Annotated in this window: 11 protein-coding genes; 3 read left to right on the top strand and 8 right to left on the bottom strand. The window is 62.3% G+C overall.

Annotated elements, in window-relative coordinates:
• Window positions 1-73 precede the first annotated feature (73 nt).
• Window positions 74-1,018 carry a Ppx/GppA phosphatase family protein gene (locus CLV45_RS15235; RefSeq protein WP_100337322.1) on the top strand — a complete coding sequence of 315 codons (945 nt, stop codon included), beginning with the start codon at window positions 74-76 and terminating at the stop codon, window positions 1,016-1,018.
• A gap of 154 nt (window positions 1,019-1,172) precedes the next feature.
• Complete coding sequence (locus CLV45_RS15230; protein ID WP_100337321.1) at window positions 1,173-2,240, top strand: Ldh family oxidoreductase; 1,068 nt, start codon at window positions 1,173-1,175, stop codon at window positions 2,238-2,240.
• 77 nt (window positions 2,241-2,317) lie between these two features.
• On the opposite strand, the gene CLV45_RS15225 is transcribed toward CLV45_RS15230, so the two are convergent.
• Window positions 2,318-3,148 carry a murein L,D-transpeptidase catalytic domain family protein gene (locus CLV45_RS15225; RefSeq protein ID WP_100337320.1) on the bottom strand — a complete coding sequence of 277 codons (831 nt, stop codon included), beginning with the start codon at window positions 3,146-3,148 and terminating at the stop codon, window positions 2,318-2,320.
• Between the two features lie 299 nt (window positions 3,149-3,447).
• On the opposite strand from CLV45_RS15225, the gene CLV45_RS15220 reads away from it, so the two are divergent.
• Window positions 3,448-5,832: an alpha-amylase family glycosyl hydrolase gene (locus CLV45_RS15220; protein WP_100337319.1), complete on the top strand. Its 2,385-nt coding sequence runs from the start codon at window positions 3,448-3,450 to the stop codon at window positions 5,830-5,832.
• A gap of 82 nt (window positions 5,833-5,914) precedes the next feature.
• Here the strand turns inward: CLV45_RS15220 and CLV45_RS15215 are convergent, their stop codons facing one another.
• The 7 genes from CLV45_RS15215 to CLV45_RS15185 all read right to left on the bottom strand — a co-directional run bounded on the left by CLV45_RS15215 (window position 5,915) and on the right by CLV45_RS15185 (window position 12,657).
• The gene (locus tag CLV45_RS15215) at window positions 5,915-6,406 is read right to left on the bottom strand and encodes a YciE/YciF ferroxidase family protein (protein WP_100337318.1); all 492 of its coding nucleotides are present in this window, start codon (window positions 6,404-6,406) and stop codon (window positions 5,915-5,917) included.
• A 125-nt stretch (window positions 6,407-6,531) separates the two neighbouring features.
• The gene (locus CLV45_RS15210) at window positions 6,532-7,383 is read right to left on the bottom strand and encodes a murein L,D-transpeptidase catalytic domain family protein (protein WP_157807541.1); all 852 of its coding nucleotides are present in this window, start codon (window positions 7,381-7,383) and stop codon (window positions 6,532-6,534) included.
• Window positions 7,384-7,475: 92 nt separating this feature from the next.
• Window positions 7,476-9,752, bottom strand: coding sequence for a TonB-dependent receptor (locus tag CLV45_RS15205; RefSeq protein WP_170061872.1), 2,277 nt, complete (start codon window positions 9,750-9,752; stop codon window positions 7,476-7,478).
• Between the two features lie 80 nt (window positions 9,753-9,832).
• Window positions 9,833-10,054, bottom strand: coding sequence for a hypothetical protein (locus CLV45_RS15200; protein WP_100337315.1), 222 nt, complete (start codon window positions 10,052-10,054; stop codon window positions 9,833-9,835).
• Between the two features lie 124 nt (window positions 10,055-10,178).
• On the bottom strand, window positions 10,179-10,565 hold the full coding sequence (locus CLV45_RS15195; RefSeq protein ID WP_100337314.1) for a hypothetical protein: 387 nt from the start codon (window positions 10,563-10,565) through the stop codon (window positions 10,179-10,181).
• Between the two features lie 60 nt (window positions 10,566-10,625).
• Window positions 10,626-11,312 (bottom strand): HupE/UreJ family protein, encoded by a 687-nt coding sequence (locus CLV45_RS15190; protein WP_245882876.1) that lies wholly within the window; start codon window positions 11,310-11,312, stop codon window positions 10,626-10,628.
• Window positions 11,313-11,331: 19 nt separating this feature from the next.
• Window positions 11,332-12,657 (bottom strand): tetratricopeptide repeat protein, encoded by a 1,326-nt coding sequence (locus CLV45_RS15185; protein ID WP_157807539.1) that lies wholly within the window; start codon window positions 12,655-12,657, stop codon window positions 11,332-11,334.
• Between the last annotated feature and the right edge of the window lie 156 nt (window positions 12,658-12,813).

The raw sequence follows: 12,813 nt of genomic DNA, 5'->3' as shown, positions 1-12,813 counted from the left end.
TGGTTATTGGCTCAGCGTCAGCAACCAACTGCACCGACGGGACGAAAAACCAGCAACCACTAATCAAAAACCAATGATTCGTCACCGCCGTCTGGCCCTGATTGATATGGGCACCAATACGTTTCATCTGATGATCGTAGAGCTGCCCGAGGCCCGCCACCCCGAGCCCGTGGTACTGTTGCGCACCAAAGTAGGCGTGCGCCTGGGCGAGGACGGTATCAGCAAGGGCGAAATTGCGCCGGAAGCCTACGCCCGGGCCTTGCACACGCTGGCCGCGTTTCAGGAGGAAATCGAGCTGCACCAAGTGACGGAAGTGCGGGCTACGGCCACCAGCGCCGTGCGCAACGCCAATAACGGCCCGGCCCTGGTGCGCGACATTTTCGAGCAAACCGGCATTCAGGTTGAAATTATTCCCGGGGCCCGGGAGGCCGAGCTGATTTGCCAGGGCGTGCGGCAGGCCGTGCCTTTGGGCACCGAGCCCCACCTGATTATGGACATCGGCGGGGGCAGCGTGGAGTTTATCGTGGCCAACCAGGAAACGATATTCTGGAAGCAGAGCTTCGAAATTGGGGCCCAGCGCCTGCTCGACCGGTTTTTCAAGCACGACCCGCTCACCACCGACGACGTGCGCGAGTTGCAGGACTACCTGGCCCAAAAGCTCACCGCCCTGACGGCCGCCGTGCAGCATTTCCGGCCCTCGGCCCTGGTCGGCGCCTCGGGCACCTTCGATACGCTCGGCGACCTGCAGGCCGCCCGCGACGGGCAGCCCCGCGGCAACAACCTGCCGCCCGAAACGCCGATTTCCCTGGACAGTTTCTACCAGAGCTACCACCAGCTGCTGCACAGCACCCACGAGCAGCGCGTGGCCATGCCCGGCATGACGCCCATGCGCGCCGACATGATAGTGGTGGCCAGCATCCTGATTGACTTCGTGCTCAAAACCTACGACTTCCTGCACATCCGCGCCTCGGCTTATGCTCTGAAAGAAGGCCTTTTGCAGGAAATGCTGACGCAGTAGCGCCGGCCGAAGCTTTAATCAGTCATTATATAGGATGTGTCATGCTGAGCTTGCCGAAGCATCTCTACCGCAGTGCTAACATCATTTACTTTAGCAACAAAGTGGTAGAGATGCTTCGGCAAGCTCAGCATGACGTTCTTTTTCGCTTCTCCTCATGACTCATATCTTTCCCTATAACCAGCTTTTCACCTTCACCGAGTCTGTTTTTCTCAGCCTTGGCTGCCCGGCGGAAGACGCCACGCTGGCTACCGAAGTGCTGCTCTCGGCCGACCTGCGCGGTATCGACTCCCACGGCGTAGCCCGGCTTATCGGCTACGTGCGGCTCTGGGAAGCGGGCCGCATTAATGCCACGCCGCGGGTGGGCATCGTGCACGAAACGCCCAGCACGGCCGTGGTGGATGGCGACGGGGGCCTGGGCCTGGTGGTGGCGCCCAAGGCCATGACTATTGCCCTGGAAAAAGCCCGCGTGGCCGGCACCGGCTGGGTATCGGTCAAGAACTCCAACCACTTCGGCATTGCCGGCTACCACGCCATGAAGGCCCTGGCCCACGACATGATTGGTATGGCCATGACCAACGCCAGTCCGCTCGTGGCGCCCACCTATTCCCTGGACCGCCTGCTGGGTACCAACCCCATTGCGGTAGCCATTCCGGCCGGGGAGCAGCCCGATTTCGTCGCCGACTTTGCCACGACTACGGCCGCCAACGGTAAGCTCGAAATTGCCCAGCGCAAGCAGATTCCGGTGCCCGAAGGCTGGGTGCAGAACGCCGACGGCAGCGGCTCGACCGATGCCAACGCCGTGAAAAACGGCGGCGCCCTGCTCCCGCTCGGCGGCGAAACCGGCTCCCACAAGGGTTACTGCCTGGGCAGCATCGTGGACATATTCTCGGCGGTATTGTCGGGGGCCAACTACGGGCCTTGGGTGCCGCCCTTCGTGGCCTTCCTGCAGCCGCCGGCCGACCCGGTGGGCCAGGGCATCGGGCACTTCTTCGGGGCCATGCGGGTGGATGCCTTCCGGCCGGCCGCCGAGTTCAAGGCCCACATGGACAATTGGATCAGCACCTTCCGCAACGCCCAGGCCGTGGAAGGCAAGCAGGTAATTATTCCCGGCGACCCAGAGCGGATTATGGCCCAGCACCGCCTGCTCGACGGTATTCCGCTGCTGGACCCAGTAATTAACGACTTGGAAAGCGTCGGCAAGAAATTCGGTGTGACGCTGTAGCCGACAAGCTGCTTGACAACGAAAAAAGGCCACCCGCGCAAACGGGTGGCCTTTTCTATGGCAGAAGCAACAGTGGTTTAGCTTTGCGTGCTCAGCAGCGTGTTCATAGCCACATCCTGGGCCACGTCCGGATTCAGGTACTTCGACGAGTACGTCGTGTCGTTGCCGTTCAAAAACAGGCAGGTGCCGTTGCCGACGGTGTCGATAATCTGGGCGTACTGGTCCATGGGCAGGGCGGGGCAGCCGAGGCTGCGGCCCAGGCGGCCGTTCTGGCGAATGAAGTCCTCGCTCACGTAGTCGGCGCCGTGCATGACGACGGAGCGCATTTGCGCATTGTCATTATAGCCTTGGTCCACGCCTTCGAGCTTGAGCGAGCGGCCGTGCTTGCCCACGTACTCCGACTGCGTAACGTAGAAGCCCAGGCTACTCATGTTCGACTCGTTCTCGTTGGAGAAGTTCGTGGCCATGTTCTCGCCCGAGTTGTGGCCGTGGGCCACCAGGGTGTTAAATACTACCTGCTTCGAAGCCAGATCCAGTACCCAGAGGCGCTTTTCGGTGGAAGGCAGGTTGAAGTCGATAACGGTCAGCAGCTGCTTGTCGCTGAGCTTGCCGTCGTTTTTGAGGTTGAAATAGCCCGTTACGGCCTTTTCGAATACGTCGTAGCGCAGGCCCTGCTGCTCGACCTGCAGGTCGCGGTAGAGGTCGTGCATGCGCTGGTCGAAGAAGGCAGCCTGCATGGCTTTGGCCGACGGCATCTTGGTTTCCATACCGGCGGCAGTGGTGCGGGCCACGGGGGCGGCCAGCGGAGTAGCCATAAACAACGAAGCCACAAACGGCAGCACCCGGCGCGTCAGTCGACGGGCCCGGATTTTGAGTCGTTTACGCTGGGTTACACTTGGCTTTTCCATGGATACAGATTGATTTCAGTTGTCAGAATATAGTCTTACTCTAGGCCAAGGACCCGAATAAATGGCTATACGATAAAAACTTGCCGACGGTGTAAGTTCCGGCGGCCAGCATATACAACAATGACCATATTCAATTAATTCCCCAGGGCCGTTTTTGCGCCGGCCCGGCGCAGGCCATAATCTTTTAGGCCGGCCAGCATATTGTTTTAGTTCTATAGACGCTTACCTTACTAACGAAAAATACTACGCAAGTAATTCTTTTCGCCCGCTCCTTTTTCCAACCAATTCCCACAGTACGCATGCTCAACTCTACTCTCCGACCCAGCCGCTGGCTGCTGGTCGCCCTATCCGTGTTCCTGCTCCTGACCGGCAGTCCGGCCCGCGCGCAGAAAGTCGTTCTGCAAGGCTTCTGGTGGGACTACTGGAACTCGAACTACCCCAACGGCTGGGCCAACTACATTGCCGACCTCGCGCCCCGCCTCAAGGCCATGGGCATCGACGCCGTCTGGATGCCGCCTTCCATCAAGAACGGTAACCAGGGCAACGGCTACTCGCCCTTCGACAACTACGACCTCGGGGATAAGTACCAGAAAGGTTTTTTGCCGACCCGGCTCGGCACCAAGGATGAATTGCTGCGCGGCGTGGCCATTCTGCACGCCAACGGCATTGAAGTCGTGCAGGATATTGTGCTCAACCACCTCGACAATGCCGGCTCGGCTACCGGGCAGGGCGGGCCCGACCCGGCTGCCTGGGACGACTACACGACCAGCAAGTACAAGAACTTCCGGTACGTGAGCTACACCAAGCCCGCCACCGACGAAACGGCCGCCAACTATCTGGCCCGCAACGGCCGTTTCGCCAAAAACTGGCAGAACTTCAACCCCAACCCCGGCAATAACTCGACCTCCGGCGACTGGAACGCGGTGTACTTCGGGCCCGACGTGAGCTACTACAACGGCTCCTACGGCCTGAGCTCCAACGCCACCTTCAACCCCGCCCAGAGCGCCGACTACATGCGCAACAACACCCGCAGCTGGCTGGTGTGGTACAAAAAGCAGGTGGGCTTCGACGGGGTGCGCCTCGACGCGGTAAAGCACTTCCCGGACTTTGCCATGGAGGATTTCCTCTACAACCTGCAAAGCAACGCCGGCTGGGCCAATGGCGGAGCCACTATGTTTGCCGTGGGCGAATGGGTGGGCTCCAGCACCCAGATGGACGGCTGGGTGAGCAACGTGCAGAACCGGGCCGGCACCTTCGACTTTTCGCTGCGCAACGGTATTTACAGCATCGTCAGCGGCGGGGGCAACTTCGATTTGGGCAGCCTGCCGGGCTACCAGCAGGGCACCCGCACGGTGCTCCTCAACGGGCAGTACGTGCACCGTACCGTGCCGTTTGTGAACAACCACGACACCTTCCGGCCCACCACCGACGCCAGCGGCAACTACACCGGCTGGAATACCGGCTCGGAGCTGGCGCCCCACATCGACCCGTTCGACCCGCGCCTGTCGGCCGCCTACGCCGCGGCCATGGCCGTGGACGGCTCACCCCAGATTTTCTTCGAGGACTTGTTTAACCTCGGCAACACCGGCAAGCGTTTTTCGCATAGCCCTAAGAGCAGCGTGGATTTGCCGACGCGTTCCGACCTGGAAAACCTAATTTGGTGCCATCAGAACCTGCACTTCAAGGACGGGGCCTACAAAGTGCGCTGGCAGGCCGCCGACCACCTCGTGATTGAGCGCAGCACCAAGGCCATCATCGGCATTAACGACAACTACTCGGCCTGGCAGAACAGCACGGTTTCCTGTGACTTCGCGCCCGGCACCGTGCTCAAGGACTATTCCGGCGCCAACGGGACGGCCACGGTGACCGTGAGCGGCTCCCAGACGGTGGTCATCAACACGCCGCCCTGCAACGGCACGGCCGCCGGGGGCCGCCGCGGCTACTCGGTGTGGGCCCCGGTCAATATTGGCACCAACTACGTGCGGGCCGCCATGGCCACCACCCAGGAGTGGGAACTGGCCGACGACCTCGGCGACAGTGACGCCCGGTCCCTGCAGCAGGGCGGGCAGCTGCCGGCCAGCTCCACGGCGCTGCGCACGGCCGGCCGCATCTACTCCGACGCCAACAAAGCCATTACCTACAGCCTCTTCCCCACCGACGCCACCCGCAGCCTCACGGTAGCCCTCTACAATAGCGCCGGCACGCTCGTCAGCAGCCAAACCGGCACCGGCAACCTGACCGGCACCTACACGCCCACCACCGCCGGCTGGATTACGCTGAAGGCGAAAAACGCCTCCACGGCCAACCCCGCCCAGCGCGCTTTCGTGAAGGCCACCTACACGGCTCCCACCGTAGTGAGCGGCTCGATGACGGCCCGCCCGGCCCTGGCTACTGCTACGGCTTCGCCCACGGCCAGCGCAGCCGCCAAGCCCCAGGCCGAGCTGCAGCTGTTCCCTAATCCCACGACTGCCGACCGGATTGAGCTGGTGCTGCAAACCACCGCCGAGCAGCCCGCCACCCTACGCCTGTTCGACGTGACGGGCCGCCTAATGCACCAGGAAACGGTGCGCCTCTACCGCGGCTCTAATCAGCTCCACCTGGCCCCGGCCAAAGCCATTCCGGCCGGTATCTACCAGTTGTCGGTAGCTGAGTTTGGCCTCACCCAGAAGTTGGTAATTAAGTAGTCCGCCGTTCATCCAAGCATTAAAAAAAGCCTCTCCGAGTCTCGGAGAGGCTTTTTATTATTCCGTTGGAAAACCTTCGGCTTTACTCGGCCATGGGGTTTACCGTGTTTTTGGCCAAGTGATTCAGAATCGAGTTGGTGTTCTTTTCTTCTTCCAGGGTGGCGTCCAGGATGCGGGCCACAGCTTCCAGGCCCAGCTCGTTGGCCAGGTATACGGCCGTGCCGTAGCCGGCAATTTCGTAGTGCTCAATCTTCTGGGCCCCGCAGATCAGGGCCGCGTCCAGCACTTCGGATTCTTTGTTCTTTTCCATCACCTTCTCACCTTCGGCAATGATGCCCTTCATTCCGGGGTTGGAGTCGCCGTCGGCGTCGATGTTGAGCAGCTTGGCAACTTCCTGCAGGCGCTCCACCTGCTTTTCGGTTTCGGTCAGGTGCTTGCGGAAAGCGTGCTTAAGCTCCTCGTTGTGGGCTTTTTCAATCATGCGGGGCAGGCCGGCCACGATGAGCTTCTCGGCGCTGTACATAGCCTGAACTTCGTGACAAAGCAGGTCGTGCAAATCGGTTAACTGGGCCATGCTATTTCGGGGTTTGGATGTGGGCAAAACGTTTAGAGCCTCTCTGTACGCCCCAAAAAACCAGCAAGTTGCTACGGCTCAGCTTTCCCCCAACCCCTACCGGTTACCCGCCGCTCAACCGTATGCTACTGCCAGCCCCGGGCTGCCAGCTGCTGAGCTGCCACGCCTCCATCCAGCCACTTCGACTCCAGCCCGGGCCCGCTCAAAAACAGGCAGGCTCCCTCCCCCACCGCCTTGATGACGGCGCGGTACTGCTCGGGCGGCAGGGCCGGGCAGCCCCGGCTGTAGCCCAACTGTTGGTGTTTGGCCAGGTATGCTTGCCCGGCGTAGTCGGCGCCGTGCAGCACCACGTAGCGGTCCAGGGCGTTGCTGTTCTGGCCCGGGTCGAGGCCGTGCAGGCGGCGCGAGAGGCCGTGCTTGCCGTCGTAGGTATCGGCGGTGCGGTAGAAGCCCAGGGCCGTGCAGGCCGACTTAATCCGGTTGGAAAAGCGCCGGGCCCGCACGTAGCCCGAGCCCCGGCCGTGGGCCACGTAGCTGTGCTGCAGCACCCGCTTTTTGTTCAAATCCAGCACCCAGAGCCGCTTTTTGGTTGAGGGCAAATCCATGTCGGCCACAGCCAGCACGGCGGGGCGGCGGATGCGGCCGGCGTGGCGCAGCGTGAGGTAGCCCACGCAGGCCCGCTCCAGCACCGGCAGGCGCAGCTCTTGGGCTTCGCTGCCCAGGGCTTGGTACAGCTCTGCCACCTGCTGCCGCACTTCCGCCGAAAGGCCCGGCAATGGTGCCAACGCTACGGGCTGCAAGGAGTCGGGCGGGGCCGCGGCGGCTACGGGCACCGGGGCCTGGCACATGGTCTGGCTGCCGATGGTAGGCTTGCGGCTCTCCTTTTCGGCCGACTGGCAGCCGCTTTCTGCGACCAGCAGCCCCGCCGCAACGACGCCCAACAGGCATTGCCACCGAAGCCGACCGGGGAAAAACACAGAAGTGGAAGGAAAAAAAGCCATGGCCCAAGTTCATCTTTCTTTTCCAGAAGTCAGCGCCGGTCAGCTGGCCGCGAGGCTGAAGTGCCGGCTTAGAAAAAGACGCTGAAGGTGGCTTTCAGGTAAAATGGCGTGCCGGGCGTGAAGTGCAGCTCATCCACCGACGTGCCCACGGGCTCGGTGGGCAGGCGGGTTTCGGTAGCAAACTGAGCCTGGTTCCACTCCACGTTGAGCAGGTTTTCGACGGTAGCGCCCAGCTGAAACCAGGCCTTGGTGTAGCTCACCACCGCATCGAGCAGGAAGTAGCCCCGGGCCGTAATGCTGCCGTCGTCGTTGGCCGGCCGGTCGTCGATGTAGCGGTAGCGCAGGCTGGCATTGAGGCCCGAGGGCCGCTTCAGCGTCAGGCCGCCGATGCTGGTGAAGCTGGGCGCCAGCGGAATGTAGTTGGCCCCCTTGGGCGCCGCCACCTGCCGGCCGTGGTTGAAATTCAGGTCCAGATCGGCAAACAGGGAGGGCGTCAGCTGGTAGCGGACCGAGGCGTCGAGACCGAAGCGGCGGGTGGGGCCGGTGCTTTCCACCTCGCCCGCGTCGCCGATGTACACCAGCTCGTCCTGCAGGTGCAGGGCCCACACGGCTGCGTTGACGACCAGGCTGGGCACGGGCTTAAACGTGCTGCCCACCTCGTAGCCAATAGCCCGAGGCAGCACATTCTGCCCCACCGTGCCCCGAATCACGCCCCGGGCATCATTGGAGTGAAACCCGATACCGGAGCGCACGAAGAGCTGCACCTGGGGCGTCAGCTCGTAGTACAGATTCAGCTTCGGCGACACCCGGGCCTTGGTCACGCGGCCCCGCAGCGGCTGCAGACTCAACGAAGTGGTATCGTAGAGCTGGCCGCGGAAGTCGAAGGTAAACACGTCGGCCCGCACTGCGGCATTCAGGGTCAGCTGCTCGGTCAGCGGCAGGGTTTCGTCGAGGTAGGCGTTGAGGTTCCGCTCGTAGAGTTTGCCGGTTGTCACAGTATCCAGCACCTCGCGGCGCACGGTGTGGCGCAGGCCCAGATTTGAAAAGTCGTTGCGGGTGCCCACGCCCAGCGTCGAGTGCAAGCTGCGGCTGCCGAGCTGGGTGCTTTGCTCGTAGGTAGCGGTGTAGCCAAACAGGTGGCGGTTGTCGAGCTGCTGAATTTCGTCGCCGTTTACCGGGTCCTGCAGGAAGAAGGTGAAGTTGGAATACAGGCTGAAATCGTACTTCGAGTAGTAGGCCTGCTGCCGCAACACCGCGTCGTGGGGCAGGCCGGTGGTCAGCACCGCCGAAGCGTTGGTGCGGCTGGTGCTGCCGCCCTCGGTGGGGTCGATGCTGCCGTAGCGCGAAATCAGCCCCTCGGCCACGCCCCGCTCCGGAATCTGCCCGCTGGCGTCCCAGTTGGAAGTAAAGTGGGAGCCCAGCAGCGTGAGCGACGTTTGGTCGGTGAGCTGACCGGTGTACTTGGCCAGGCCGTTGAAGCGCTGGAAGTGCTGCTTCTGGTCGAAGTAGGAATTGGTAAAGTTGTACTCGGCCGCCACGTAGGCGCTTTCCGGCTTTTTGCTCAGCAAGTGGTGCTTGTTGTGGCCTAGCAAGTCCAGCATGACCAGGGCCCGGCGGGTGTCGAACCGGCCCACTTCCACCTTGATCTGGCTACGGTCCAGGCTGGTTTTGGTAGTAAACTCCCCCGCCCCGGCCGTGGCGAAATCCCCGAACCGGGCCGTGTACGGCCCTTTGTAGACGCGCAGCTGTTCCACGGTTTCGGGAATGACGAAGTGAAAGTCGGCGTAGCCCTGGCCGTGGGCGTGGCTCACCATGTTCACCGGCAGCCCGTCGATGCTCACGGCGAAGTCGGTGCCATGGTCACAGTCGAAGCCGCGCAGGAAGATTTGCTCGGCCTTGCCCCCGCCGGCGTGCTGGGCAATAAAGAGGCCCGGCACCAGCCGCAGCAGATCCTGGGCCGAGTTGACGGGCCGCAGCGCCTGGTCGATGTGGGAAATGGCGGCCACCGACTGGTTCGGGTCCCGGGGCTGGGACACGGTGACTTCGCGCAGGCTCAGGGCCACGGCCGAAAGCCGCAGGTTCAGCGTCTGAGTAGAGCCGGCCGTAAGCGTGACGGTGGTAGCCGGGCTGCGGTAGCCCAGGGCCGTAGCCCGCACGGTGTAGGTGCCCGCCGGCAGATTGGCAAGGCGAAAAGTCCCGGCCGCGTCGGAAGCCGTGCCCTGGGGCTGCCCATCGAGGCGGATACCCACGCCGGGCAGGCGCTGCCCCGACAGCGAATCGGTGACAAAGCCGCGCAGTACCGCCGGGTTTTGGCCCAGCACCGGATGGGAGAAAGTGGATAGCAAAAGAAAAAGCCCCACGACAACCGACCACAAGGCGGGCCGCGCGTGACGGGCAGGAAGGGCCGCGTACAACTGGCTCATGCTTAGAACCGTTTGGCGGAAGAGGGAATCGAGGAGCGGCGGCTGGCCAGGGCCTGGGCCCGGTGCGCCTGCCCGGCGGCCAGTTGCCGGGCCGTGTACTGCTGCACGGGCCGGGCCGCGGCGGGCGGGCTGATGAGGGCGGAAACCGCGGCGGGCACCGGCACGGCAATAAAACCCTGAGCAGACGTAGCCGAGGGCAGAGAAAAACGGAAAAGGGAGTTCATACGTCGGGAATGAGCTGGCACTACGGGCGCGATGAGCCGGCAGCAGGCAGCAAAACAAAGGATAAGACCACGGCGCGGAGTACTTCAACGCGCTACGGGCGGCTCTACATGGGCCACCCCGGACTTATCCCCGACGGGGCGGAGCGTAAACTAACGCGGCAAAACCCGGGGGCACCGACTGGCGCAGCTCCGCGGGCAGGGTTGGCTTAGGGGCCGGATACACCGGCGGCAGGCTGATGGTTTCGGCCAGCATATGCGCGTCAACGCCTTTCATTAGCGTCAGCAGGTGCTGGGCATTTTCACCGGCGGTGCGCTTTTGCACCACGTGCTGGTCGCCGTTGCAGGTATCGAAGCAGTCGACCATGAGGTAGTGCTTCTGCTGGCAGTCGGCGCGGTGCACGTAGGGGTGGGCGGCCGAGTAGCGCGGTGGTTGCGGCCGGTTCACGAGGCCGGCCCCCACTACCAGCAGGTAGTGGGTGAGCAACAGCAGCACGAGCCCGGAGCGCAACATTTTTAGAAATTATAAATGCTGAATTGTGAATTATAAACCAGCTCTTGCCAACTTTTGGCCTCAGGCGAAAAACACCCGCTCGACGGTCCAGTAGGCAGCTACCAGCCCGATGAGGACCGAAACCGGTATTACTACGCGCTGCTTGTACCAGGGCTTGTCGGCAAACCAGCGGCCCACCAGCAGCCAGGCCAGCAGAATCACCGTCACCTGACCCAGCTCCACGCCCACGTTAAAGGAAATCAACGACTCGACGAACATAGCGCGGGGTAGTCCGAGTCCGGTTAGCACGCTGGCGAAGCCCATGCCGTGAATCAAGCCAAAGCCGAAGACGATGGCCACCCGCCACGGGTTGAGCCGGTCGGCCACGATATTCTCGATGGCCACAAACAGAATGGACAAGGCAATAACCGGCTCCACGATGGAAGCGGGCGGCGAAATCAGGCCGTACATGGCCATTCCCAACGTAATGGAGTGGGCCACGGTAAAGGCCGTAGCCTGCCAGAGCACGGCTCTGAGGCGGGGCTCCAGAAAATACAAACTCAGCACGAACAGGATATGGTCGAGGCCGAGGGGCAAAATGTGGGTGTAGCCCAGCTTGAGGTAGGTGCTGATAATGTCGGTGCGGGAAAGTTTGCTCACGTCCACATCCAGCACGTGGGCCGCGGCCAGGTGCGGCAATAGCAGCCCCACGAGCAGCAAAACCGCCGTCCGCGCCATCAGCATTCTGGACCCAACCAAAGTTTTCATACAGCCAGCAACAAGGAGCTTAGTTAACGGCCAGTAGCTTCTTGCCCTCGTCGGCCAAGTCGAAGCTCAGGTAAGGATTGGTGCTCAACGCCTGTCGGATCAGGGCCTGGCCTTTCTCGGCCTGCCCGTTTTTGGAGGCAATCAGGCCGGCGCGGCACAGCAGCGTGGGGTTGTGGGAGTTGGTGCGCAGGGCCTTGGTCATCAGCTTTTGCGCCTCGGCATACTCGCCCCGCTTGTAGTGCACCCAAGCCATGGTTTCGCACACGTCGATGTTATCGGGGCGGCGCTCATACTCGATTTTGGCGTGCTCCAGGGCTTTGTCCAGCTCGTTGGTCTTGAGGTAGGCGTAGGCCAGCTCCCGGTCGGCGTAGTGGCCCATGGCCTCGTTGGCATCGGCTTCCTGGGCATCGTTGGCCAGCATCGAAATGGCTTCCTTGGCCATTTGGGTAGCTTTGGCGGGCTCGTGGTTGAGGCGGTAGAGGTCAGTCAGCTCGTCGGCAAAAGCGTAATCTTTCACCGTAGCGCGGGCCTTGCCGAAGTAGTCAATGGCGGCCGGATAGTTCTTGCGGGCTTTTTCCACCCGCCCCATGCCGGCCAGGGCATAGGCGTAGTAGGGCCGCTCAATCAGGGCCAGCTGGTACTGCTTTTCGGCGTTGCCCAGGTCCCCGGTATTCTCATACAAGTGGCCCAGCGTAATGCGCGACCAAGCCGTTTGCTCCAGGCCCGGGTAACCGGCTTTGACGGCCATGTCCATGGCCTCGATGGAGCCGGGATAGTCGCCGTAGATTTCCCGCAGGTACGAAACGCGGGAGTAGGAGCGCAAATCGGGGCGCACCTGGTTCATTTTGTCGGCCATTTTCACGGCCTCGGCGTAGCGGCCCAGCTCCACGTTGGCGTCGCAGAGCAGTCCGTACACGAAGGCGTTGTGCGGGTTCAGACTCACGGCCTGCTCGGCCACGGCCAGCCCTTCGGAGAAGTGGTGCTGGGTTAGGCACAGCGAGGCCTTGCAGCACAGGGCCTCGAAGTTTTCGGGCTCTTTCTGCAGAATGCCGTTGAGCAGCTGCATGGCGGCCATGTCGTAGTAGGGATGGTCGCCCGTGACGCGGGCTTCCTGCATGTAGGCCTGGGCCAGCAGCAGCTTGGCTTTGTTGTCGTCGGGCTTGGCCCGCAGCTGGGCCAGCAGGCCGCCAATGGCATTCTTGGTGTTCAGCCACTCCCCGCCCAGGGCCAGGTCGCCGTGGCGCTCTTTCAGCTGGGGAATGGGCTCGGGCTTGCGGAAAATAAACAGGGCGGCGACGGCCAAACCGAAGCACACCAGCAACGAAGGGTAAAGATATTTGCGCAAAGCAGCAGGGGCTAAGAATGGGAAAAGGAGCCCGACGGTGAAGTCGGGCTCCGTATATACCAGCAAGCTAGCCGAACTCACCCGGGCCCGGCTAGCAGAGAGGCCACCATCGGCGGCAACCAGCAGAAACTATTCCTGCTCGTTGCCGCCGGGGCA

Source organism: Hymenobacter chitinivorans DSM 11115 (assembly GCF_002797555.1).
Lineage (GTDB): Bacteria > Bacteroidota > Bacteroidia > Cytophagales > Hymenobacteraceae > Hymenobacter > Hymenobacter chitinivorans.
The sequence above is the reverse complement of the archived record's forward strand: the minus strand, read 5'-3'. Positions and strand labels throughout refer to the sequence as shown.